14 protein-coding genes are annotated in these 25,265 nt (G+C 75.5%); 3 read left to right on the top strand and 11 right to left on the bottom strand.

What is annotated here, in order from left to right; all coding sequences use genetic code 11:
* Positions 1 to 32: 32 nt before the first annotated feature.
* Complete coding sequence (locus tag DEJ50_RS04470; RefSeq protein WP_150206155.1) at positions 33 to 806, top strand: TetR/AcrR family transcriptional regulator; 774 nt, start codon at positions 33 to 35, stop codon at positions 804 to 806.
* On the opposite strand, the gene DEJ50_RS04465 is transcribed toward DEJ50_RS04470, so the two are convergent.
* From DEJ50_RS04465 to DEJ50_RS04395, 11 genes are read right to left on the bottom strand one after another with little or no spacing between them, the layout of a single operon-like run.
* Positions 797 to 1,711 (bottom strand): SDR family oxidoreductase, encoded by a 915-nt coding sequence (locus tag DEJ50_RS04465; protein WP_150206153.1) that lies wholly within the window; start codon positions 1,709 to 1,711, stop codon positions 797 to 799. The two genes, DEJ50_RS04470 and DEJ50_RS04465, sit on opposite strands and share 10 nt — an antisense overlap.
* Positions 1,712 to 1,721: 10 nt before the next feature.
* Positions 1,722 to 2,105 carry a MazG-like family protein gene (locus DEJ50_RS04460; RefSeq protein WP_150206151.1) on the bottom strand — a complete coding sequence of 128 codons (384 nt, stop codon included), beginning with the start codon at positions 2,103 to 2,105 and terminating at the stop codon, positions 1,722 to 1,724.
* Positions 2,106 to 2,125: 20 nt separating this feature from the next.
* On the bottom strand, positions 2,126 to 3,391 hold the full coding sequence (locus DEJ50_RS04455; RefSeq protein WP_150206150.1) for an MFS transporter: 1,266 nt from the start codon (positions 3,389 to 3,391) through the stop codon (positions 2,126 to 2,128).
* Between the two features lie 8 nt (positions 3,392 to 3,399).
* On the bottom strand, positions 3,400 to 4,617 hold the full coding sequence (locus tag DEJ50_RS04450; protein WP_150206148.1) for an alkaline phosphatase family protein: 1,218 nt from the start codon (positions 4,615 to 4,617) through the stop codon (positions 3,400 to 3,402).
* Between the two features lie 37 nt (positions 4,618 to 4,654).
* The gene (locus tag DEJ50_RS04445; protein ID WP_150206146.1) at positions 4,655 to 5,602 is read right to left on the bottom strand and encodes a galactokinase; all 948 of its coding nucleotides are present in this window, start codon (positions 5,600 to 5,602) and stop codon (positions 4,655 to 4,657) included.
* A 5-nt stretch (positions 5,603 to 5,607) separates the two neighbouring features.
* The gene (locus DEJ50_RS04440; RefSeq protein WP_223837591.1) at positions 5,608 to 7,557 is read right to left on the bottom strand and encodes a class I SAM-dependent methyltransferase; all 1,950 of its coding nucleotides are present in this window, start codon (positions 7,555 to 7,557) and stop codon (positions 5,608 to 5,610) included.
* Positions 7,554 to 8,735 carry a glycosyltransferase gene (locus tag DEJ50_RS04435; RefSeq protein WP_150211895.1) on the bottom strand — a complete coding sequence of 394 codons (1,182 nt, stop codon included), beginning with the start codon at positions 8,733 to 8,735 and terminating at the stop codon, positions 7,554 to 7,556. Before DEJ50_RS04435 ends, DEJ50_RS04440 begins: the two co-directional genes overlap by 4 nt.
* A 2-nt stretch (positions 8,736 to 8,737) precedes the next feature.
* Positions 8,738 to 9,562 carry an alpha/beta fold hydrolase gene (locus DEJ50_RS04430; RefSeq protein WP_150206144.1) on the bottom strand — a complete coding sequence of 275 codons (825 nt, stop codon included), beginning with the start codon at positions 9,560 to 9,562 and terminating at the stop codon, positions 8,738 to 8,740.
* A 7-nt stretch (positions 9,563 to 9,569) separates the two neighbouring features.
* Positions 9,570 to 9,947: an acyl carrier protein gene (locus DEJ50_RS04425; protein WP_150206142.1), complete on the bottom strand. Its 378-nt coding sequence runs from the start codon at positions 9,945 to 9,947 to the stop codon at positions 9,570 to 9,572.
* Positions 9,937 to 14,556 carry a type I polyketide synthase gene (locus tag DEJ50_RS35160; RefSeq protein ID WP_190344281.1) on the bottom strand — a complete coding sequence of 1,540 codons (4,620 nt, stop codon included), beginning with the start codon at positions 14,554 to 14,556 and terminating at the stop codon, positions 9,937 to 9,939. The genes DEJ50_RS04425 and DEJ50_RS35160 overlap by 11 nt, the downstream gene beginning before the upstream one ends.
* Positions 14,549 to 22,483, bottom strand: a complete 7,935-nt coding sequence (locus DEJ50_RS04395) for a type I polyketide synthase (protein WP_223838064.1) — start codon at positions 22,481 to 22,483, stop codon at positions 14,549 to 14,551. The genes DEJ50_RS35160 and DEJ50_RS04395 overlap by 8 nt, the downstream gene beginning before the upstream one ends.
* A gap of 544 nt (positions 22,484 to 23,027) precedes the next feature.
* Between DEJ50_RS04395 and DEJ50_RS04390 the strand changes: the two genes are divergently transcribed.
* Together DEJ50_RS04390 and DEJ50_RS04385 are read left to right on the top strand one after the other, a co-directional pair.
* On the top strand, positions 23,028 to 23,921 hold the full coding sequence (locus tag DEJ50_RS04390; protein WP_190344279.1) for a LysR family transcriptional regulator: 894 nt from the start codon (positions 23,028 to 23,030) through the stop codon (positions 23,919 to 23,921).
* 84 nt (positions 23,922 to 24,005) lie between these two features.
* Positions 24,006 to 25,265 (top strand): putative Ig domain-containing protein, encoded by a 1,260-nt coding sequence (locus tag DEJ50_RS04385; RefSeq protein WP_150206136.1) that lies wholly within the window; start codon positions 24,006 to 24,008, stop codon positions 25,263 to 25,265.

Below are 25,265 nucleotides of genomic sequence, written 5' to 3'. Positions count from 1 at the left end.
GTGCAACCCGGAGCGAGGGAGAGGGACAGCTCATGAGCAAGGACCGCAGTGGTACGGAAGACCCCGCCCGCACGCTGGAGCTGCTGTGGCGCGAGTCCGCGCAGGAGCCGGCCGGCCGGCGCGGACCGCGGCAGGGACTCAGCGTGGACGCCGTGGTCGACGCGGCCGTCGAACTGGCCGACCGGGACGGACTGAACGCCCTGACCATGCGCTCGCTGGCCACCGCCCTGGGCGTCACCCCGATGTCCCTGTACACCTACGTCCCGGGCAAGACCGAACTGCTCGACCTCATGCTCGATCAGGTGTGGGGCCGGATGGAGCGCCGGCCGGTCCCCGCGGACGCCGACTGGCGGACCCGGCTGACGGCGGTCGCCGACGACAACCGCGACCTGCTGTTCCGGCACCCCTGGGTGGCCGACCTCGCCGCCACCCGCCCGCCCATGGGTCCCGGCGTGATCGGGAAGTACGAGCGCGAGCTCGCCGCCTTCGAGGGCATGGGACTGCCCGACGTGGAGATGGACGCCGGGCTCACCCACCTCCTCGCCTTCGTGCACGCGACCGTCAGGGCCGCCCTCGACGCGGCCGAGCACAACCGGCGGCAGAGCGACGACGAGTGGTGGGACGCCACCGCGCCCCTGCTGGAACGGGTCATGGACGCCGAGGCCTACCCGCTGGCCTTCCGGGTCGGCAGCAGCGTCGGCGCCTACAGCCCGGAAACCGCCTGGGCCTTCGGCCTCCGCTGCGTCCTGGACGGGATCGCGGCCCGGCTGCCCGGGGAGGTGTCCGGCCGCTCGGATCAGCGGTAGCCGGTGGTGTCGGCCGGCCGGCCCGGGTCCTGAACCTCCACCAGGTACCGCCAGGCGTCCGGCCGGCTTCCGTCCAGATCGGTGAAGCCGTACTCCCGGGCCAGCTGCCCGCTGGACAGCGACCGGCCGTTCCAGCGGGCCACCTCCGGGTCGGCGGCCAGCGCCGCCACCGCCCGCCCCACGTACGAGGGGGTCTCGGAGATCGCGAAGTGCGGGGAGCGTTCCGTGGCGTCCCGCCAGTTCGCCTCCGTCACCCCGTAGTTGTCCAGCATCATCTCCGAGCGCAGCCAGCCCGGGGTCAATGCCACCGCCGTCGCCCCGCGCGGACCCAGCTCGTGCCCCAGCGCGAACGCCATCCGCAGCACCGAGGACTTGGCGATGTCGTAGAAGAAGGACACCCGGTAGGTGGACCGGTTGTACTCCTCGGTCCCGTCCGTCATCTCCACCACCAGCCCGCCCGGGGTGCGCAGGAGCAGCGGCAGCGCGAAATGACTGGTGATGGCATGGGTCTCCACCGCGAGCCGCAGCAGCCGCAGCCCGTTGTCCAGATCGTGCTCCCAGACCGTGCTCTCCCACTCGAAGAGCAGCTCACCGCCCCAGATGTCGTTCACCAGCACGTCCAGCCGGCCCTGCTCGGAGTCGATCCGGCCGACCAGCGCCTCGACCTGCTCCGGCACCAGGTGGTCACAGACCACCGGGATGCCCAGCCCGCCCGCCGCCGTCACCAGTGCGGCGCTCTCCTCCACCGTCTCCGGCCGGTCGTACTCCGACCGCTTCCCCCGGGTGCTGCGCCCGGTGACGTACACCGTCGCGCCCTCCGCGCCCAGCTGTACGGCCACCCCGCGGCCCGCACCGCGGGTGCCTCCGGCGACCAGGGCGACCTTGCCTTCCAGCGTTCCAGCCATATGACCGAGCCTAGGGTGCGGGCGAGCGGTCCGCCGGGAGGACGGCCTTCCCGGGCGGGTCCTGGCGGGTCAGGAAGCGGTCGGACTTGAGGGCGAGTTGCCGGGCGAAGTACTCCGCGGCGTCATCGGGCCGCATCCGGGTCAGGGCCACCATGGCGGTGATGATGGTGTCGGCCACCTCGGCCTGTACGTCCTCCCAGGTGTGCGAAGTGCCCTTGCGCGGGTTGGTACCGCGCACCCCGATCACGGCCTGCGCCGCCTCGCCGAACTCCTCCCCGATCTTCAGCACCTGGAGGGTCCACTGCTCCTCCGGTGCCACTCCCCGCCCGGCGTCCCGGACCTCGAAGGTCTCGGCCAGGGCGGAGATCGTCTTCCAGACATCGGCGTCGTGCATGGGTCTCCGATCGACTCCGGTCAACTCCGGTGAGTGATCCGGAGCTTACCGGCGGAGGCGAGCAGGCAGAGTGTGATCAGGACAGCGGCCAGCCCGGCGGCTGCCACCGCCAGCGCCGAGTGCGGCCCCCACAGGGTCCAGGCGGCACCGAACAGCAGGGACCCGGCGAAGCGGGCCAGCGCCTGGACGGTCTGGAGACAGGCGAGGCCGGTGGTGCGCAGCTCCTCGGGCAGCAGCGGACCCGCCGCGGCCATCAGCACCCCGTCGGTGGCGGCGTAGAAGACCCCGAGGAGCGCCGGCACGCCCACGGCGATGACCGGACCGGCCGGTACCGGGCCGAGCAGCAGCAGGCAGGCGATCAGCAGCAGGACGTGGCCGCCGAGGAACACCCGCGCCCGGCCGATCCGGTCCGCGAGCCGGCCGGCCGGCAGCGCACACAACAGGAAGGCGGCTGCCGTGCCCACCGGCAGCAGCGGGAACCAGGCGGCCGGCAGCTCCAGCCGCCGCTGCACCAGCAGGAAGAGGAAGGCGTCGCTGACCGTGACCAGCCCCAGCAGACCGGCGGCCAGGCACAGCCGGCGCAGTCCCGGCAGGGCGGCCAGGGTCCGCAGTGGCGGGAGCGGGGCGCCGCGCACCGCCGCGGGCGCCGGGGCCTCCCGTACGAACAGCGCGAGCAGCACCACCCCGAGCACCGCGAAGCAGAAGCTGACCGTGAACACGGCGTCATAGCCGTCCACCGCCACCCACAGCACCCCGAACGCGGCCAGCGGGCCCAGCAGCGCACCGGCCGTGTCCATGGCCCGGTGCACACCGAAGGCCCGGCCCTGCTCGTCGGGCGGCGCGGACAGCGAGATCAGCGCATCACGCGGGGCGGTGCGCAGCCCCTTGCCGGTGCGGTCGGCGGCCAGCACCGCCGCCACCGACCAGGGGGTGCCGACGGCCGGCAGGATGGCCTTGCAGGCCGCGGACAGCCCGTAGCCGGCCCCGGCGACCAGTTTGCGGCGCCGGGTGCGGTCCGCGATCCGTCCGCCGGCCAGCCGGAACAGTGCGGTGGCGCCCTGGTGAAGCCCGTCCAGGGCGCCGAACGCGAGCGGAGACATGCCGAGGCCCGCCATCAGGTACAGCGGCAGGACGGCGGTGACCATCTCCGCGGAGATGTCCGTGACCAGACTGACCAGGCCGAGCGCGAGGACGGTGCCGGGGACGGCGCGGCGCCCCGGGGCAGCGGTCGCGGTCGCGGGGAGGTCCTTGGCGGCGTCCGCGGCCCGGCTGGCAGACAGGTACACGGCTCCCCCTAGAACCAGTTGATGGTGAGCGGGAAGGTGGCGTTGGCGGTGGCTCCGGCCGAGTCGGTCGCGGTGACGGCGATCTGGACGGTGCCGCTGCCCCATGGCTTTCCGCTGATCCGGCCCGAGCTGGCGTCCATGGTCAGACCCCAGGGCAGACCGGTGGCCGCATACCGGATCGGCGGCTTGCCACCGGTCGCGGTGATCTGGATCGTGCAGGACTGGTTGAACTTGCAGGTGTGCGGCCCGGGATCGGTGACCTTCAGATCACCGGGAGTCGGGGTGGGTGTCGGGGTCGGCGTGGGATCGGGGCCGCCGGTGCCGAACACCTCCGAGATCGGCTGGACGTTCGCGGCGTTCCCCGCGTGCGTGGTGCCGAACAGGTCCTCGAAGGTGCGCAGCAGGTTGTAGTGGTTGAAGGCGGTCCCGTACCTGCCCGTCTTCACATGCGCGCCGTAGAACACGGTCGCGATCTGGTTGGAGCCGAGGAAGTTGTCCTCGTCCCAGGTCAGCACCAGCAGACTGTTGTTGGCCTTCGCCCACTGCGCGTACGCGTCGATGTTGTTCTTCGTCCAGGTGTCGCCCGTGGACACCGGGCAGGAGTGCATGTCGTTGCACTGGTCCGGCACGATGAACGAGAAGTCCGGCAGCGCCGCGAAGTTGCCCTGCGGGAACTGCGCCCAGGTCTTCCCGGTGTTCAGCGGGACGTTCTTGAACGCGAACCAGGGGTTGTGCTTCTGCGCGTACTGGCCGTTGGTGCAGACCGTCGAACCCTCGCTCGGCAGACCCTGGTTGTAGGTGGCGAAGGTCTTGCCCGCCGCGATCAGCTCCTGGCCGAGGTTGGCCGCGGTCATCGACTGCGGGACGTAGCAGCCGTCGCCCGTGATGCCCTGGGTGGAGCCCGAGAACAGGTTGAAGTAGTTCGGCTGGCTGGGGTGGGTGAGGGCCTTCATCGCGGTCAGGCTGGCGCCGTTGTTGGCCAGCTGGTTGATGTAGGGCGCGTTGGCGCTGCCGATGATCTCGCCGTACTGCTTGTTCTCGTAGACGACGACCACCACGTGGTCGTACGCCGGGAGGGCCGCGGCAGCCGAGGCAGCCGCGGGCGCGGACTGCGGACCGGCGTCGGCCGCCTGGGAGTTGGCGACGGTGAACGCGCCCAGCAGGCCGAAGGCGCCCACCGCGGCGATCAGTGCGGACCAGCGGGCCCGCTTCGGTGTTCTTGGCATGAGAGGGGTACTCCTCGAGGGTGATGGGTGGTACGGGTCATTCCGCGCGCCGGGCCGCACCGGCCACGGCGATGTTCAGGAACCGCGGCACCGGCCGGCCGCGGTCGCGGAACTCCGCCGAGACCCCGGCCCGAACCGCCGGCACCCGGTCCTGCGGGAGCAGCACCAACGCGCTGCGCCCGGGCCGTTCCCCGGGCGGCCAGGCGCTCAGCGCCCCGGCCCGCCGGGCACACTCCATGGCCCGCCCCAGCTCCCCGGCCCACTCCGACGGCTCCCCGCGTACGGCCATCAGCACCAGCCGCGCACCGGAGGCCGGCGGGTCGAACGCGACCGGGCGGGCCGGACCGGCGGGGTCGAGCAGCAGCGCCCGGCCGGGGCGGGCGAACAGCACGGCCCGGCGCAGCGCAGGGTCCCCGCCGGGCAGTGCCGCATCCATCAGCCGGGCCAGCTCCTCGCGGGCCGGGTCTTCGCGAGCCGGTTCCTCGCGGGCCGGGTCTTCGGGCCGGGGCAGGGCCGCCCCGTGGACGTCGGCCACGGCCAGTGCGATGGCGCAGTCCGCCGGTTCGGCGGTGGCCAGCCCGGCGGCCGGGGTGAGCGAGCTCTGCACATGCAGATCGGTCCCCCCGGCTCCGTACCCGGCCCGGGCCAGCGCCCGCAGCAGCCGGTACGGCCGGGCGGCCCAGTCCGGGACCGCGGCAAGCCGCTCGGGGTCCCCGCCGCCCGCCGGTTCGAGGGGCAGATCGCAGCTGTGCGCGGGATGGCTCAGCGAGCTCAGCCGCACCAGGCCGTCCGTACGGGGTGCCGCAGCGGCGGCCACCGGCCAGCCGGCCGCCGCCACCAGCCCGGGCGCCAGATGGAAGGCGTGCGGGGCGCTCCACACCGCCGCGGGCGGGCGGCCGTGCGCCGCCTCCAGGGCGTACGCGGCCAGCCGGAACAAGGGGTCGGCGGTGGCCCGGCGGGCCAGGTCCTGCGCATCCGCGGTCACCGCGCTCACTCCTCGTCCCTGCGGGCCAGCATCCGGTAGGCGTTGCCGCCGTCGGTGACCCGGGCGACCGCGGAACGGACCGCGTCGAGCCCGGCCGCGGCCACGAAGCAGGGCAGGGCCGCGACCCGCACCGCATGCCGCAGCGCACGGCGCCCCGGCGTGGTGCGGACGGCCCACGGGCTGTCCGGATCCGGTGCCAGCCGGGTCACGGTCAGGGCCACCGCGCCGAAGAAGTCGTTGCCCTGGTGCGCCGGGCCGTGTTCCTCGGCCAGCACGGTGAACCCGCGCTCGGCCAGTGCCTCCCGCAGGTTGGCGGCCGGGATCAGGTGCTGGTGCTGCGGCTGGAACCAGGGCAGCCAGGCCGGTCCGAGGAGCCGGGCCATCCGCGATTGCGGATCGGGCAGTTCGATCAGCAGATGGCCGCCGGGGGCGAGCACCGTCGCCGCCGTGTCGATCTCGGTCAGCGGGTCGCGGGTGTGCTCCAGGTAGTGGAACATGCTGACCACCTCGTACTGGCCGGCCAGCTTCACCGCGAACTCCGGGAACTGGCCCTGGTATCCGGTCCCGGCCCAGCCGCGCAGCTCCGCCGCCCGCACCCCCTCGCCCATGTCCAGCCCGTCGAACCGGGTGTCCGGCCACACGGCGCGCGCGGCATTGCAGAAGTGCCCGTGGCCGGTGCCGACATCGAGCCAGGACGCGGGTCCGGCGGGCGGGGCGTACGGCCGGACCATCGAGGCCCGCCGCCGGTACGACTCGCCCAGCCGGCCGAAGACCGTGCCCGCGCCTTCGCCGCCGTGGCCCTCGTAGAAGTCCCGGTAGTAGAAGTCCAGACCCTCCGGGGTCAGCCGCGGGTTCTGGAAGACGTGCCCGCAGTCGCCGCACCGTTCGAGGACGAACCGGCCGGGCTTGCCCTGGAGCAGGTCCGGCACCCGGACGAGGACGGCGAGCTGCTCGGAACCGCACCAGGGGCAGTCGCAGCGGCGGGCCTCGAAGAACCGGTCGGTGCCGGCGGCCAGTTCGACCCGGTAGGCGGCGGCGGGGTCCGGACCGTCGCCGTTCGGGACCCCGTCGGGGCCGGGGCCGGGCGTTGGGGCGGCGCCGGCGGTACGGAGGGCCGCGCGGAGGGAGTGCCAGGGCCGCGCCGCGGTGGCCCGGGCCAGATCGGCCGGCCGCAGCGGCCCGCGCCGCCCGCCGAGTACGGCGTAGGGCTGGAGCCAGTACAGGGCCGCGGCCAGCGCACCCCAGCGACCCTGCCGGAGGCATCCGGCCGTGAGCGCGCCCAGCCCGGCGAGCTGGGCACCGGCCAGCGGACCCGGCGGCAGCCCCTGGGCCCGGAGCTCGGCGGCCCGGTCCGCCGGTTGGGAGCCCGGGCCACAGCGCAGCCCGGGGGCGACGGCCAGCCCGGTGGCGGCCGGGGCGAACTCCTTCAACCGCCGTACCAGGGCGAGAAGTTCCGCGCGGGTGCGCGGTGCCGTCGCCGACGTCCAGTCGCCGGGGCCGCCGCGGTCCAGGACGTCCTCGGCGACCAGTACGGCGTACCCGGCGCCCCGGCCCTCCGCCAGCCGGTCCAGCGGATAGGCGGCGGGGTCCACCAGCCGCAGCAGCCCGAGGGCCTGCTCGGCGGGCAGGTCCGCCGGGACCAGGTCGAGCACCCGCAGGCCCTGCCGGTCGGCGTACGCGCAGGCGGCCAGGAAGGTGGCCGCGTCGGCCTCGACCCCCGGCGCGGTGATCAGGTACCAGCCGGCCGGCCGCGGCAGGAGGGCGGCACCGGGGGAGCCGGTGGGGCCGGTGGCGGCGGGCAGTACCGGCAGGGCGCGCAGCCGCTGCCGGGCCCGTACGGTTCCGGCGCCGAGCGCGGTGATCAGCGCCAGCGACACCCACGGAACGGAGCCGCGGGCCGGTTTGGCGTGCCCGGTCGGCCCGGTCGGCCTGGTCGGGGGGAAGGGCGGCGTCATATCAGCTTCTCCACATGGTCGGCCGCGGCGGCGGCTCCGCCCGCCGCGGCGAAGGAGGCCTGGATGCGCCGGGCGGCCCGGCGCGGGCCGGGCTCGTCCAGCACGGCCGTGAGCGCGTCCCGCAGTTCCTCGGCGCGGGTCCGGCCGAACCGCACCCGAACCCCCGCCCCCGCATCGACGACCTGCTGGGCCACGATCGGCTGGTCGTCCCGGATGGGTGCGAGGACCAGCGGCAGCCCGTGGGCGAGGGTCTCGCACACCGTGTTGTGGCCGCCGTGGCTGACCACCGCGTCGAGGTGCGGCAGCAGCTCCAGCTGCGGCACGGTCTCCCGGAGGAGCAGGCCGTCCGGCAGCGGGCCCCCGGCCACGCTGTGGACCAAAGCGGCCGGTGCTGCCAGGACCAGCTGGACCCCGGATCCGGCCAGCCGCTCCGCCGCGCCGAGCACGGCGGCGTAGAACCGGCCACCGGCCTCCCGGTTGAGCGTGCCCAGGGAGACCAGCACCCGGCGGCGGTCGGGATCGAGCTGCCGCCAGGGGAAGCCGGGGGAAGGCGGACGCGAGCCGAAGGCGGGGCCCACGAAGGCGTAATGGCCCGCGAAATCCCGTTCCCTGCCCACCAGTTCGGGAGTGGAGAACACCAGCACCAGCCGCTCCGAGAACCGCGGGTCCCAGTCGGCGGCCTCCGCGCCGCCGGGGAACTCGGCGAGCAGTCCGGCGATCTGCGCCGCCACCCACTCCCCGACCTTGGGGAACCCCTCGAACGGTCCGGTCAGTTCCGCCGAGGTGCTCGCGGAGGTCGCCCACGGCACCTTCAGCCGGCGCGCCACGACCGGCCCGGCCAGCGCCTGCTGGTCGGCGACCACCACATCCGGGCGGAAGGTGCGCACGGCCTCGGTGACCCCCGGCACCATGGCCCGGGCCAGCGGCACCAGCGCCTCCTCCCAGAGGAACTGCAGCGCCCGCACCCCGCGCAGATCCCGCCACCGCTCGTGCAGGGAGACGTACGAGTCGCCGGCCAGATCACCGGCCGGCAGGATCCGGGCGTGGCCGGGCAGCAGTCCCGAAAGCACCCCGGCCGGCCCGGTCCAGGCGACCTCGTGGCCGCGGCCGGCGAGTTCGGAGCCGACGGCGACCGTCGGATTGACGTGTCCGGCCAGCGGCGGGACGACGAAGAGGATCTTCACGGCACCAGCGCCCCCGCCCGGCGGCCGTCGGCGGCTGCCACCTCGTCGAGGTGCGCGAGCACGGCCTTGCGCAGGGCGCCGCTGCTCTCCTTCAGGACGTCATGCCCGAGACCGGGCAGGATCTCCACCGAACAGCGGTCCGCGTGCCGCTCCAACTCCAGTGCACCCGGCACCAGTTCCGAGTGCTCCCCGCATACGATCAGCACCGGGCAGGACAGCCGCCGGTAGTCGGCCGCGGTGAAGGTGCGGCCGGCCGCGATGTCGTCGATGAGCGTGGTGCGGTTGAGGAGTCGATCGGCGATGGCGGTCAGATTGGCGGCCTTGCGCAGCCGCAGCGAGCGCAACTCGCCCGGGACCTCACTGTCCTCCAGGCTGAGCGCGGCGGCCGACAGGGTGTCGACCATGTTCTCCACCCAGGCCCCGCTGAGCGGGGGTTCGAGCAGGGTGAGGCCGACGACGAGGTCCGGCCGGGCCAGTGCGGCGTGCACGGCGAGGGTGCCGCCGTAGCTGTTGCCGACCAGATGCACCGGCCGGTGCCCCAAGCCGAGCGCGGTGAGGAGGGCGACGAGGTCCCGGATGGCCGTCGCACTGTCGTACCCGGCGGCGGGCCGTTCGCTGCGGCCGTGTCCGCGCAGGTCGTAGAGGACTGCCTCGTGGCCGGACCGGGCGACCGGGACGGCGAGCGGGCAGTAGAAGGAGGACAGGTTGTCGACGACCAGCCCGTGCAGGAAGACCACCACGGGCCGGGCGGAGGCGGCGTCCTCGGGGGCGGGCAGTCGCTGTACGTGGAAGCGGAGCCCGTTGGCGGATACCTCGGCCATGGCGGGCTCAGCCGGCCGCGGCGGGGGAGGGGGCGGAGAGGCCGGCCCGGTGCGGGCGGGAGAGTGCGGCCTGGGTGACCCGGCCGATGTGCTCGACCAGCTCCCCGACCGACATGGCCAGAATCGCCTCCATGTCCTTCTCGGCGAGGAAGCCCATCAGGTCGACCTGTTGTCCGTACCGGTGGTGGAGCAGCTCGGCGAGGGCCACGAACTCGATGCTCTCCAGGGCCAGGTCCTCGTTGAAGGTGGTCCTCATGGTGACCTCCTCGGCCAGCAGGAACTCGTCGCCGACGATCTCCACGAGCATGGCGGTGATCTCGGCGAGGATGTCGGCGGTGTGCGGGGAAGCGGATCGGGAAGGACGGTCGGAACGGTCAGAATCCATGGCTGGTCTCCGTGACGGGGAAGCGGTCGATGGGGGAAGGGGCGGCCGGGACGCGGACCTCCGTCCAGGCGACGACGTACTCGGAGGCGGTGGCGGTCGTGGCGGTGGTCGCGGCGGGCAGCGGATACAGGACCGAGGTCCGCACCAGGTGCCGGCGCCCGCCGGGGGAGACCACCAGCAGGCTGTCCGGGGCCGGGACGTCCACAACGGCCCAGTCGCGCGGCCGGCCGCCGATTCCGGCGCCCTCCGCCTTTGCAGCGGCCTCCTTCGCACACCACAGGGCGGTGAGGGCCGCCTCCGGCCCGGTGCCGGTCAGGGCGGCGATCCGCTCGGCCAGCCGCAGCTCGCCCGGGCCGAGCGCCACCCGGACCAGGGCCGCCGGATCGGCGGTGACGGCTTCCACATCGATGCCCACCGCCTCGGTGCGGTGCGCGAGGGCCACGGCGACCCGGTCCTTGTGGGCGATCGACAGCCGGACCCCGTGGACCAGCGGCCCCTCCGGGACGGGCCGGCCCGCCGGATCGTGCCCGACGGGCACCTCGGCCGGGAACACCGGCCCGGCCCCGCCCTCCCACAGCAGCTGCCGCAGTGCGTCCTTGGCGGCGATCCGGCCCAGCAGCCAGGCGGGCCGGGCCCGCGGCGACAGCCGCTCGTACGCCGCGCGCTCGGCGGCACCGAGGTAGCGGCGCATCACCAGCTCCTGCGAGGCGGGATCGGTCCACCGGCGGCGGGCCGCGCACCAGCCGCCCGGCTGGGGCTCGCCGATGCCGCACACCTCGGGGGTGAACTTCATCGGCCAGACCCGCTCGTCGGCGGCGAACCGCCGGTAGGTCCAGCCCTCGATCCGCGCCCAGACGGTTCCGCCGTCCGTACGGAGCTCGACGTCGCCGCGCACGGTGAGGTCGCGGACCTCCCGGATCCGGGCGGTGGCGTGGACGAGCCGGCCGGGGCCCGGCGGCGGGGCGTGGAACCGGATCCGGTCCACGGAGGCCGGGAAGACCAACCGGTCCACGGGCAGCCGGAGTTGCATCCAGTGCCCGAAGAGCTGACCGGCGGCGTCGAGCAGTGCGCCGCGGGCGGGGAGGGCGCGCAGGACCCCTCGGATACCGTCCGAGGCGACCGCCGACACCTCGTGGACGCCGGCGAACCCCGGACCGTGGAACATCCACCGGTCCCGGTACAGCGCCTCGGCGGACACCGGTGCGGGGCCTGGGTCGCGGAGGGCGGTGCGGTCGGGGGGCGGCGGCGCGTCGTGTCGTTCCGCGAACAGCACCACCACCACGGCACAGTCCCCGAGCGCGACCCGCACCCGCCCGGGGCCGTCGGGGCGCGCGGTCACCTCGATCTCGGTGGCGGGTTCCACGGCGAGCCAGCGCAGGGCCCGGACGTCCTCGTAGCCGACGAGGGTGCCGCCGGGGTGCAGCCGGCGGGCGGCATCGGCCGCCAGTTCCAGCATGGTGGTCATGGGCACGACCGGGAACCGGTCCGAATCCACGGTCCAGTCCTCGGGCTGCTGGTACACGCAGTGATCGCGTACGTAGGGCAGCTCGCGGAGCGACAGCCGTAGCCGGCTCCGCTGCGGGGCCGGCGGCGCGGCCGGCCTGACCGCGCCCGGGCCGCCCGGGCCCTGGCCGGGGTCCGCCGGGCCTGCGGTGCCGGCCGGCGGCTCGGGGTCGAGGTCCAGGGCGGACAGCATCGCCGGTGGGCGGGTCCTGTTCGGGGTCCCCGGTCCGTGGCCGGGCGGGGCCGCGGCGGGCCGGGGGCGGGTGGTGGGCTCGGTGAGCCGGACCAGGGGCGAGCCGAGGTCCAACGCCACCTGGACGCCGGGCCGGCGCCGGGCCGGGCCGACCGGGGCCGCCGGGCCGGGGGTGAGGAGGTGCCAGCGGGGGGACAGGCCCTCCGTCCACAGCGCCGCCGCCGTGCGCCGCAGCGCCTCCAGCCCCGAGCGCCGCGGACCGGACGTGGCCACGGCCAGGTGCTCGCGGCCCCGCAGGGTGTCCTCCACAAACCCCGGCAGGCTGCCCGGCCCCGCCGCCACAAAGGCCCGTACGCCCTCCTCCTCGTACAGCCGCAGCGTCAGCCCCCGGAAGTCCACCGGTTCCAGCAGGTGCCGTACCACCAGCGCACGCACCGCCTCCGGTTCGGCCGGGTACGGCGCCCCCGTGGTCGCCGACCACACCGGCACCGATGGCGGCAACCGCAGCGGCAACCGCGCGAACGCGCCCCGCACCTGCCCCAGATAGGGCTCCCACATCGGCGTGTGGAAGCCGGAGCGGAACGGCATCTCCTGCCCCAGCACCCCCTCGCCGCGCAGCCGCTCCAGTACCTGCCGCACCTGCTCCGGCGCACCGCACACCACCGACTGGTGCGGACAGTTGTCGTGACTGAGCACCACCCCGTCCAGTCCGTGCAGCGCGGCCTCCGCCTGCCGGGCTCCGCAGCCGAGGGCCGCGTACACCAGGTCCGGAACCTCCAGCGAGTCCGGGCGCAGCGAGCCGAGGAAGCGGTCGACGGCCTCCTCCGGGTACATCCCGGCGACCACCATCGCCGCCCATTCGCCCAGGCTGTGGCCGGCCAGCAGATCCGCCTCGATGCCGATGAGGTCCAGGACCCGGGCCGAGAACCGGCCGACCCCGATGGCGTCCAGGGCCCGTTCCATCAGCTCACTGCCACCCGTGAGCCGGGGCCGCGGCAGCCCGAAGCGGTCCGCCACATCGTCCAGCGCGGGCGCGAACTCCGGTTCCAGGCCCGGGAACAGCACGGCCACCCGGCCGCCGCCGCGCGGCCCCAGCAGGGGTTCCGGCGTGAACCACACCTCGCCGCGGCCCCGCCAGGGCCGGCCGCGCGCCACCGCCTTCGCGGCCAGGGCGAGCCGCTGGGGGGTCGGCCCCAGCACCGCCAGCCGGCACGGCCCGTCGCCGACGCGGTCGCCGGCCTCGGTGCCGGCGTCGGTGCCGGCATCGGAGTAGGTCTCGGGCGGGTGCACCGCCGCCCCGAACTCCGCCGACCGTTCGGCCAGTCGGGCGGCCAGCTCCTGCGGGGTGTCCGCGGCCAGCAGCAGTACGTCGTCCCGCGCGCCCGGCCCCGGTGGCGCGGCCTGCGCCCCGCCCAGCGGCAGGAAACGCCGTACCGGCGCGGTGGCGGTGACCGCCCCGCCGCCGGGCGCCTCCTCCAGCACCACATGCGTGTTGATCCCGCCGAAGCCGAACGCGTTGACCCCGGCCCGGCGGGGCGCCGTACCCCGCTCCCGCTCCCATGGCTCGGCCGCCGTCACCAGCCGCATCCGGGTCCGCGCCAACTCCTCGTGCGGCTCCTCCACATGCAGGGTCGGCAGCAGCACCCCCTCGTGCACGGCCAGCACGGCCTTGATCAGCCCGGCCATACCAGAGGCCTGCATGGTGTGCCCGAGCATGGACTTCACGGAACCCAGCCCCACCCGAGGGCCGCCGGCCGCACCCGCGGCCGGGCCGGCGCCGAACACCCGGGCCAGCGTTTCCAGTTCGGCCGCATCGCCGACCGGGGTCCCCGTCCCGTGCGCTTCCAGCAGGCCCAGGGCATCCGGTGCGCCCGGATCCAGCCCGGCCACCCGCCAGGCCCGTTCCAGCGCCCGGACCTGGCCGTCCACCAGCGGGCTCATCAGGCTGGCCGCCCTGCCGTCCCCGGCCACGCCGGTACCGCGGACGACCGCGTAGATCCGGTCGCCGTCCCGCTCCGCGTCCGCGAGCCGCTTGAGCAGCACCACCCCCGTGCCCTCGGACAGCAGCGTGCCGTCCGCGCGCCGGTCGAACGGCCGGATGCGCTCGCTCGGGCTGAGCGCCCGCAGCTGGGTGAACACGCTCCACAGCGTGGCGATATGGCAGTGGTGCACCGCACCGGCCACCACCGCGTCGCAACTCCGGCCGGCCAGCAGCCCGACCGCCTGGTCCACCGCGAGCAGCGAGGAGGCGCAGGCCGCGTCCAGGGTGTAGGCGGGGCCGCGGAAGTCCAGCCGGTTGGCGGTACGGGCCGCGGTGAAACTCGGCACCAGGCCGATCGAGGCATCCGGCCGCTCCGGTCCCAGCGCCTTCTGGAAGGCCGCCCGGATCCCGGCGATCCGCTCCTCGCCCAGCTCGGGCGCCACCTCCCGCAGGGTCTGTACCAACTGGTGTGCCGTACGCACCCGTTGGTCCAGCCGCGCGGTGGCCACTCCCATGAAACCACCGCGCCCCAGCACCACCCCGATCCGGGACCGGTCGGCGGGCAGCCGCTCCTCGCCGCCGGCGTCCGCGATGGCTTCCGCCGTCGCCTGCAGGGCGAGCATCTGGTCGGGCTCGGCGCCCTCCACCGCGGCCGGCATGATCCCGAACCGGGTCGGCTCGAAGGCGGTCAGCCCGTCGATGAAACCGCCGCGCCGGCAGTAGAACCGGTCGCTGCGGGCCGGACCGGCCGCGCCCTCCGGGTCGTAGTACACCTCCGGATCCCAGCGCCCGGGCGGCACTTCGCCGATCGCGTCGGCGCCGGCGAGGAGATTGCGCCGGTAGGCGGCCAGGTCGGCGGCGCCCGGGAAGACGGCACCCATACCGACGATCGCGGCATCCGTGGGCCGGGGACCCCGGCGCAGCTCAGCCACGGCCGTCCACCTCCGCGGACCCGTCCGGCTCCGCCATCAGGACCACCTGCACGGTCCGGTCGCCGTCATCCGGCCGGGAGACCGAGGCCGGGACCGGGACCGAGGCCGAGACCGGGGCCAGGACCAGGGCCAGTTCGGCGAGGAACGCGGCCACCCCGGCGGCCGGTTCGATCAGCGGGATGCCGCGCCGGGCGTAGGCGCGCTCCAGTTCCGGCGTGACCATCCCGCCGGCCTCCGCCGCCCACGGGCCCCAGTCCACGGCCAGGACCCGGCCGGGGAAGGACTCGGACCAGGCGTGGGCGAGGGTGTCCAGGGCGTCATTGGCGGCTGCGTAGTCGGTCTGGCCGCGGTTGCCGTAGACCCCGGCCACGCTGCCGAACAGGGCGAGGAAGGCCGGCGCGGGTGCCTGGCCGTGTTCGGCCGCAGCCGTCGCCAGATGGCGGGCACCGGCCACCTTGGCGGCGAACACCTCGGCGAACGCGGCCGGTTCCTTGTCCCGGAGCAGGGCGTCCCGCAGGGTTCCGGCGCCGTGCACGATCCCGTCGAGCCGGCCGTGCCGCTCCCGCACGTCGGCCACGACCGCCCGTACGGCCGCCTCGTCGGTCACGTCCGCGCAGTGGTAGCGCACGGAGGCGGCCGGTCCGGCCAGCGCGGCCAGGGTGGCCCGTACCTCGCGGTCGGCGAGGATGCGGGAGGCGGCGGCCTCGATCTCGGCGGGTGCGCGCAGGCCGTCGGCGATGAGGGCGGCGCGCAGGGTGACCCGGTCGGTCGCGTGCGGGAACCGGTCCGGCTCGGGGGAGGGGTGGGGCGTACGGCCGATCAGCTCGACATGGCATCCGGTGCTGTGGGCCAGCGCGAGGGCGGTCCGGGCGGTGATGCCGCGGGCGCCTCCGGTCAGCAGGACCACCGCGCCGGGGGGCAGCGGCGGTACCGCCGGCGGTCGCGGGGCGAGCGGGGCGGCTACGCCGTGCAGCCCGAGGCGCTGGCCGTCGGCCGGGTATCCCACCGACACCGGGCCGTCGGCCGAGCACAGTTCGGCCAGCAGGCGGGCGGCGATCCGCTCCGGCTGGTCCTTCGGGTCGACGTCGACCGCCCGGACCAGCGCGGCCGGGTACTCGAGCGCAGCGCTGCGGGCGAAGCCGTGCAGACCGGCGCCGGGGGTGGGGTCGGGGGCGTGGCCGTTGCCGGTCACCGTGGTGCGGGTCCGGTGGCCGAAGGTGCCGCCGAACCCGGTGACGAGCAGGAGCCGGCCGGTGCCCTGGGTGAGCGCATGCCGGAGGGCGGGGAACCGTTCGGGGAGCACCGGGTGCGGGGCGGGGCGCAGGGCGGTGAGATCCACCAGACCGTCGAGTCCGCCCGCCGTGCCGGAGGCCTGGGGCAGATCCTCCTGGCCGTCGCCGACCGTCGACACGTCGGCTCCGTGCGCACGGAGCAGCCCGGCGAGCGCGGGAGCCACTCCGCACCCGTCCTCGACGATCCCGAACCGGCGGCCGTGCAGCACCGTCGCCGGGTCTTCGCCCTCGGCGGGGGCGAGCGGGACGAGCCCGATGCGCAGGCGGGTGAGCGGCGCCGGGGCGGTCGCCGGGGCGTCGTCGGCCGCGGGGCCGTCGCCGGTGCTCGTGGTGCCGCTGGTTTCCGTGGTGCCGGGTGCTCGGGAGGTGATCCAGTCGACGATGCCGCGCAGGGTCTTGATCCGGGCGAGCTCCTCCACGGCGGTCTCGCCGGAGGCGTCCTCGCCGCGGGGCAGCCCGATGCGGTCGGCCAGGGCGCCGATGATCTCGACGCGTTTGATGGAGTCGATGGAGAGGTCGGCCTCCAGGTCGAGGCCGGGCTCCAGCATGTCGAGCGGGTACCCGGTCCGGGCGTGCACGATGTCGAGCACGACGTCCATGACCGCCGTGGGGTCCACGAGCGCCGACGCGGACTCCTCGGCGGGGGCCGGGGACGGGGCCGGGGCTGCGGTGGCGGGCGGGTCGCCCGCGTCCCTCGCCGTTCCGGTTCCGGTCCGGTGGTCGCCGGCCGGGTACGGCTCCGGCTGCGCCCCGGCCGCGGGGGTCGCGGCAACGGCCTGCTCGGCCGGCTCCGCCTGGGCCCAGGCGGTGTCGTCCGGCCGGTGCTGCACCCCGGCCACCGTCCCGGCGTCGGCACCCAGCAACCCGAGCACCACGTCCCGCTGCGCAGCCACCAACTCCCGCGCCCCGCGCAGAAACTCCAGCACCACGGCCTCCCGCGCGTGGTACGGCGCCGGGGTCCCGCCCGCCTGCGCGGCGTACGGGGCTGCGCCACCTGGGCGGGGTTGGCCCGGGACGGCGGGCGTACCTGCGCCCTGCACGGTGTACGGCGCTGCGCCCGGGTGGCCGGTCCAGCCGGAGCCGGGCTGGCCCGGGGCGGGCACGGCGGCCCCGTTGGCCTGCGCGGCGGCTGTGCCCGCACCCGTAGCGGGGTACGCGTCGGCCGGGCCGGACCCGTAGGCCTGCGCAGCGGTCCCGCCACCCGGGACGGCGTACGGGTACGCCCCCGCCGGCCCGGACCCGCCCGGCTGCCCCGGAGGCGCAGCCGCGCCCTGCGCAGCGGGCCTCGGCGCCGGGGTCCCGTTCGCCTGCGCGGCGAGCGCACCCGCACCCGCACCCGCAGCGGGGTACGGGTACGCGTCGGCCGGGCCGGGCCCGTACGCCTGCGCAGTGGCCCTGCCGCCCGGGACGGCGTACGGGTACGCCCCGCCCGGCTGCCCGGGAGGCGCGCCCGCGCCCTGGCCGGGTTGTCCCGGGACGGCGGGCGCACCTGCGCCCTGCGCGCCGTACGGGGCCGCGCCCGGCTGGCCGGCCCGGCCGGAGCCGGGCTGACCCGGGACCGGCACGGTCCCGTTCGCCTGGGCGGCGTACGGCTGCGCGGCAAGCGCCCCCGCACCCGTACCCGCCCGCACCCCGGCCGGCAGCGCGTCCGCGGTGACGCGGGTGGCCGGGCGGAGGCCGCCCGGGACCGGGGTGCCGGACGAAGTGCGGGTCAGGTGGCCGTCCACCAGCCAGCCCGGCCGCCGCGGCGCCCGCTCCGGCAGCGCCACCGTACGGCCGCGGAACAGCGCGTCCAGCGCCACCGGCACGCCCGCCGCCGCGAGTTCAGCGAGCGCGCCCAGCAGCCGGAGCAGGCCGTGTTCGCCCGGCACGTCCAGCGGGACCGCCCTATGCGGCCGGTCGCCCAGGATCTTCCCCACGAGCCCGCTCAGCACCCGTCCCGGCCCCGCCTCCACGAACGTCCGCACCCCGTCCGCGTACATCGCCTCGATCTGTTCCACGAACCGCACCGGCTCCGCCACCTGGGACGCCAGCAGCCGCCGGATCGCGGCCGGATCGGCCGGGTACCGGCCCGCCGTCGCGTTCGACCAGACCGGAACGGCGGCGTCGGCAACCGCCGTCCCGGCCAGCTCCTCGGCGAGGGCCGTCGCCGCCCCCGCCACCACCGCGCTGTGGAACGCGCAGGCCACCGGCAGGGGTTCGGCGGACCGGCCCGCCGCCCGCAGCTCCGCGACCGCCGTGGCCACCGCCTCCGTCGGCCCCGACAGCACGCTCTGCCGCGGCGCGTTGTGGTTTGCCACCACGCACCCGGCCCGCTCGGCGACCGCCCGCAGTTCCTCCGGTGCCGCCGCCACCGCGGCCATCGCACCCGGGTCCGCCCCCGCCGCCGCGAGGATCGCCTCCGCCCGGCGGGCGCTGAGCCGCAGCAGGCTCTCCGTGTCGTACACCCCGGCGGCCCACAGTGCGGTCAGCTCGCCGTACGAATGCCCGGCCGTGCAGTCCGGCCGTACGCCCAGCGCCCCCAGGAGCCGGTACGCGGCGGCGCCCGCCAGGCCCAGGGCCGGCTGGGCCACCCGGGTGTCGGTGACCGCGGCCCGCCGGGCCGCCCGGTCCTCCGGCGAGAACGCGGCCGGCGGGAACATCGCCGCAATGACCGCCGCCGGGGCCCCGTCCAGCAACTCCCGCCGCAGCCAAGGGAAGGCGGTGAACAACTCCCGCAGCATGCCCGGCCGTTGACTGCCCTGTCCCGGGAAGAGGAAGGCGACCCGGCCCGGATCGGCAGACTCGTCGCGTACGTGGACCCCGTCGCCCGCGGTAAACGCCCGGGCCCGCTCCAGCCGGGCCGCCAGGTCGTCCGGCCCGGACGCCACCAGCGCCACCTGTACCGGACGTCCCGGCTGCTCCGGGCCTGCGGCCAGCGCCGTCTCCGCGGCCAGGTCCCGCAGCGCCCAGGGCCGTCCCGCGGCATCGTTCTGCTCCAGCCGGGCCGCCAGCCGGGCCATGGCCCGGCCCGCCGCCCGCCGGTCCTCGCCGCGGAAGAAGAACAGTTCGGCCGGCCAGGCATCCTGTCCGTGCCGGGGCTCCGGCTCGACGGCAGACCCGTAACCGGCCAGCACGGCATGGTAGTTGGTGCCGCCGAAGCCGAAGGCGCTCACTCCGGCGAACCGCCTCTCCACCGGCACCGGCCAGGGCCGGGCCTCGGTGTCGAAGCAGAACGGACTGCTGTCCGCCTGCCACGCCGGGTTCGGCCGTTCCAGGTGTACGGTCGGGGGCCGGACCCCCGCATACACCGCCCGCGCGGCCTTGATCAGCCCGGCCAGCCCCGCCGCGCACTTGGTGTGCCCGATCTGCGATTTCACCGAGCCCAGCGAGCAGGACCCGACCGCCGCCCCCGACTCGGTGAACAGGTCCGTCAGCACCGCCAGTTCGGTGCTGTCACCCACCACCGTGCCGGTCCCGTGCGCCTCCACCAGGCCCACCTCGCCCGGGCTGACCCCGGCCCGCCGGTAGGCCCGTTCGAGAGCCCGCCGCTGGCCCTCCGGCCGTGGCGCGGTCAGCCCCAGCGAACGCCCGTCGCTCGACGCGCCCACCGCCTTGACCACCGCGTACACCCGGTCGCCGGCCCGCTCCGCATCGGCCAGCCGCTTCAGCACCAGTACGCCCACCCCCTCGCCGAGGGCGATCCCGTCCGCGCTCGCGTCGAAGGGCCGGCAGCGCCCGGTCGGCGAGAGCGCCCGTACCGAGGCGAACATCAGGTAGTCGTTGATCCCGTTGTGTACGTCGGCACCGCCGCACAGCACCATGTCGCTGTCACCGTCGCGCAGCTGACGGCATGCCAGGTCGAGGGCGGCCAGGGAGGAGGCGCAGGCGGCGTCCACGGTGCAGTTCGCCCCGCCCAGGTCCAGCCGGTTGGCGACCCGGCCGGCGATCACATTGGCGAGGATGCCGGGGAAGGAGTCCTCGGTGAGCCGCGGCAGCTGCTCCTCCAGCCCGGCCGGGAGTTCGCCCAGATAGGCGGGGTGCAGGGCGCGCAGTCCGTACGCCCCGGCCAGCTCGGTGCCGGCCTCCGCGCCGAACACCACCGAGGTCCGGGAGCGGTCGAACTCCCGGTCCTTGTCGTAGCCGGCGTCGGACAGGGCCCGGGCGGAGATCTCCAGCGCCAGCAGCTGCACCGGCTCGATGCCGGCGAGCGAGGCCGGGGGAATGCCGTGGGCGAGCGCGTCGAACGGCAGCGGGGCCAGGAATCCGCCCCAGCGGGACGGGGTGCGCTCACCGGCGCGGGCGGGGTCGGCGTCGTAGTACACGGCCGGATCCCAGCGCTCGGGCGGCACGTCGGTCACCGCGTCGGTCCCGGCCAGTACGGCCGACCAGTACGCGGCCAGGTCCGGCGCACCTGGGTAGGCGCAGGCCATGCCGACGATCGCGATGTCCAGCGGATCGGCCGCCGCGCCGTGGCCGCCGCCGGCGGCCCATGCGTCCGTCCCGGCGGCCGATCCGCCGGAACCAACCGTCGACCCGCCGGTACCGGCCGTCGACCCGCCGGAACCAACCGTCGACCCGCCGGTACCGGCCGTCGACCCGTCCGCACCGGCGGCGGATCCACCCGTACCGGCCGTCGGCCCGTGTGCGGCGGCTGTCGGTCCGTTCGTCCCGGACGCCGGCCCGCCCCACTCCCGGGCCAGGTCCGCGGCCCGCCGCTCCAGCAGCTCCGTCGCGCCCTCGGTGACCTCCGCGTGCAGCGCGCGCACCGTGGTCGGCTCCCCGCGCAGCACCGCGGCCTGGCCCAGCATGAACAGCCCCTCCGCGCGCTGCACTTCCTCGGACACCGGCACCGGCCGGCCGTCCGCGCTGTGCCGCAGCCCCTTGCTGGCGATCCGCAGCCGCCCCAGGTTCAGCCGCTCCAGCTCCTCCCACACCTCGCGCGGCTCGGCGCCGCCCTCCTCCAGCCGCCGCCGGGTGGCCTCGAAGGTCTCCGCGTACGGGGTCGCCGCGCACCGGGTGGCATGGCCCGGCGCGGTGTGCAGCAGCACGGTCTCCGTACAGTCCAGGGCCGCCTGCCGGAAGCCCGGCAGGACCGCCCCGGCGGCCACCGCCTCCTCGGTGAACAGGTAGGCCGTCCCCATCAGCACCCCGACCCGGGCCCCCGCCCCGGCCAGCGGAGCAGCGGCTGCGGCGGCCATGGCCGCCGAGCACGCATCGTGGACCCCGCCTGCGAACAGCACGTCCAGCGACGCCGGATCGGCGCAGCCGAGCAGCCGCTCGATCTGTTCCTCCCAGAGGGGGAAGGAGGCGCGGGGTCCCACATGGCCGCCGCACTCCAGCCCCTCGAAGACGAACCGCCGTGCCCCGTCGGCGAGATACTGCTCCAGCAGCCCGGGGGAGGGTACGTGCAGATGGGTCCGGATGCCGGCCGCCTCCAGCGGGGCCGCCTGCGCCGGGGTGCCGCCCGCGATGATCGCGTACGGGGGCCGGGCATCGGCCACCGCGGCCAGCTGCTCGCGGCGCAGCTCCGCCGGCGCGAACCCGAGCAGCCCCACCCCCCACGGGCGGCCGGCCAGCCGCTCGGCGGTCTCGGCCAGCAGCCGCCGGACGTCCGGGCCTTCCATCACCGCCAGCGCCAGGTACGGCACCCCGCCGCCCTCGGCCACGGCCGCCGCGAACCCGGCCTGATCACTGACCCGGGTCATCGGGCCCTGTGCGACGGGCAGCCGGCCGCCATCCGAGGAGGGGCGCAGCGGTGCACTCCGTACGGCCGCCGCCAGATGCCCTGCCGCGGCCTCGCGGACGGCCCGGAGCACCCCGCCGGTGGTGCGGTACCGGGCGGCCAGCCGGGCCGCGGTCGCGCCGTCCTGCCCCACCGGCAGCAGCTGCTCCCGTAGCCCCCGGGCACCCAGCAGCGCGGCCACCGGACCGTCCGGCCGGGCGATGCCGGGCCGGGTGTACACCCGGTGGCCGTCGACCAGCCGGGTCTCGCTGCCGTCCATGGCCCGCAGGGCGGCAGCGACTTCGGCCGGCAGGCCGGGCTCCACCTCGGCGGTCAGGGCGAGTTGTACGTCGAGCAGGACGCCGGCGGCTCCGCCTGCGAGGGCGGCGGCTGCCGTGTGCCGGCCGATCCCGCCCAGGGCGAACACCGGGACGGCGACCGCGGGGTCCGCGAGCAGCTGCTGGAGCAGGACGAACGTGGTGGCCGCGCCGACCCGGCCGCCCGCCTCGTGTCCCTTGGCGACCACGGCGTCCGCCCCGGCGGCGACCGCCTCGGCGGCCTCCGCCGGGCAGGTGGTCTCGGCCCAGACCCGGCGCCGTCCGTTCGCCGTCCACTCCCCGGCCCGGGCGAACAGGGCCGGGTCGGCCAGCAGCACGGTGTCCACGGCCGCCGGCAGCTCCGCCGGACCGATCGGACAGCCGGCCGGAACCCGGACCCCGTACCTTCCGGCCGGCCGGCAGCGGGCCGGCTCGGCCAGGGCACGGTGCGCGGCGGCCGAATCCCGGCCGAGGTCGAGGAGCCCGAGGGAACCGGCGCGTTCGGCGGCGATCACCAGGCCCGGGTTTGGCTCGGTGAAGGGACTGAGCGCGATGACACGGTCGCGCGCCGGAACCGTGGGGGCGGCTGCGGCGGGCTGGGCGGGCTGAGGGATCACGGAGGCTCCTCTGCTGTGTCGCATGTGGCAGCGCCACGTCACAGGTCATGGGCCGGAACAGGGGGCCATGGACGTGGCTGCCGCCGCGGGGACGCGGTGCGCGGTGCGGTACGCGGACGCGGTGCACGGTGCGGTGTGCGGTGCAGTGTGCGGGAAGCTGCGGTGTCGAGGCGGGGGGAGCGGGCGGGGCCCCCGCCGGACACCGGAGTTGAGCATTGGTCAAATTCCCTGATGCCGCGATGCATCGTGCGGGGGCCGCCGTGAGCTGTCAACCGGCATGCGGAGGCCATCCCTTCGCTCCGCAGCCGCCGTCGGCGATTCGGCCGGGACCGTCCCACCATCCCGTCCGAGGCCCCCGGCCTGCACGGATGCCGGGGGAGCGGTGGCACTCCGGCGCGTGCCCCCGGCGCAAAGTGCACGGACCGCTCATGCCGGAGCGGCATGTCTTGTCGCCGACATTGCATCACGTGTGCACCGCACGCGGTCAGTTGTTCACCTGCGGACCCTTACACCCGCAAGGTCCCGCAGTTACCTTCCGGTCATGACCCCCACACTCGCGCAGCTTCGTTATCTCGTCGCCGTCGCGGACTGTCGTTCCATCACCAGCGCGGCAGCCTCGGTCTTCGTTGCCCAGTCCGCCCTGTCCCGGGCCGTCCAGGCCATGGAGCGTGACCTCGGTGTGGATCTGCTCGCCCGCCGCGGCAGAGGTGTGGAACTCACCCCCGAGGGGGCCCGAGTGGTCCGGCTGGCCCGGACCGTACTGGACGCGGTGGAAGCCATCGACGACATCGGGACGGCCCACGGGAACACCGCGCGCACCACCCTCAACCTGGTCACCACCCCCACACTGGCCCTGGACCTGGCCTCCGACCTGGTGCCCGCCTACAGCGCCCGGCACCCCGGTGTGGACGTCCACCTGCAGCAATACGACGGGCGGGAGGCCCTGGTCCAATCGGTCACCGACGGCCGGGCAGAGCTCGCACTGGTCGATCTGCCGGTGGACAAGGAGCTGTCGACCCACTACATCCAGGAGCGGGAAGTCGTCCTGATTTCCCCCCTGGGCTGCGGACTGCCCGATCCGATGCCGCTGCGTGCCCTCGACGGCCTCCCGATGGTGCTCCCGACCCCGGGGACCGGCCGCCGCACCGAGATGGAGGCCATGTTCAGCTGCCTCGGCGTCCGGCCCGTACCCAGCCTGGAGGTGGACGAGCGGCTGGCCTGGGTGACCGGGGTGACGGACGGTCGCGGTTCCCTGATCTGGTACCGGGACGTGGTGTTACGGGCCTTCGGCGACCGGGCGGAGATCCGCTCCTTCACCCCGCCGCTGCTGCGCCCGGTGGGCATCGCGCACGCCCGCCGCCCGCTGAGCCGGGCCGCCCGGGCCTTCATCGCGCACGCCCGGCACAACGCGCCGGTCCGGGAACCCGCGCGCTGAACCATGCCACCCCGGCATGGAACGATGCTCAAGAGGCCGGGAACGGCTCTGGCGCCAACTCTGACGCCTCGTCACATTGTGAGCATGTCCCGATCCCGATCCCGAGCCCGATCCCGGCTCCTCACGCCGCCGAGGGCCGCCGTCCTCACCGTGGCGGCCTTCGCGATGCTGCTGTGGCCGCTGCCCGCGGTCGCCTGGATGAACACCGGCCCCGCCACCGGACCCGCCAGGCCCGCCGGCCTGGCCGCCCCCGAGAAGAAGTGCACCCTGCCGCCCGGTATGACCGAGATCAGCGGTCTGGCCATGAGCCGCAAGCACCCGAACGTCTTCTACGCCGTGAACGACAGCGGCAACACCAACCAGGTCTTCGCCGTGGACTGTTCCACGCCCGCCGGCACGCTGAAGGCCACCTACACCCTCGCCGGCACCACCAACAGCGACTGGGAAGGGCTGGCCCTCGGCAAGGATTCGGCCGGTCGCGCGGTGATCCTGGTGGGCGACATCGGGGACAACTTCAGTGCCCGCGCCGAAATCCAGGTCCACAGCTTTCCCGAGCCCGATCAGCTCGCCAGTGCCACCGTGACCCCGGTCTCGTACCGCTTCGCCTACGCGGACGGCCGGCACGACGCGGAATCCCTGCTGGCCGACCCGGTCACCGGGCAGCTCTACGTGGCCAGCAAACTGATCGGCGCGGCAGGCCAGTTGTACAAGGCCCCGCTTCCCCCACAGCCCGGCCAGGTCAACACCCTCACCCCGGTCCGCCCGGGCCCGGTCTTCGCCACCGACGGCGCGTTCTCCCCCTCCGGCGCCTCGTACGTCCTCCGCAGCGGCGGCCCGGTGGGCGCCAACACGGCCTCCGTGTACGACACCTCGGGCGCCAAGCTCGCGGATGTGGCGCTGCCCGCCCAGCCGCAGGGCGAGATCGTCACGTACGCCGACTGCACCTCCCTGCTGGCCGGCTCGGAGAACGACACCCAGATCTGGCGCATCCCGCTCCCACCGGAAGCCACCCCCGGCTGCGGCACCACCCCCACCCCCACCCCGACCCCCACCCCCACCCCGACCCCCACGCCCACCCCAGGGGACCTGAAGCTGACCAACCCCGGCCCCCAGACCTGCGTCTTCAACCAGACCTGCACCATCCGGCTCACCGCCACCGGCGGCAACCCCCCGGTCCGCTACACCGCCACCGGCCTGCCCTGGGGCCTGAGCGTCGATGCCGCCACCGGCCGCATCACCGGCAAACCGTGGGGCAGCGGCACCCTCCAGATCACCGCCACGGCCACCGACAGCACCGCAGCCGCCGCCACCGTGACCTTCCCCCTCACCCTCAACTGGTTCTGA

Origin of the sequence: Streptomyces venezuelae, assembly GCF_008642295.1 — a bacterium.
Classification (GTDB): domain Bacteria; phylum Actinomycetota; class Actinomycetes; order Streptomycetales; family Streptomycetaceae; genus Streptomyces; species Streptomyces venezuelae_C.
This window is presented reverse-complemented; position numbering and strand designations above follow the sequence as displayed.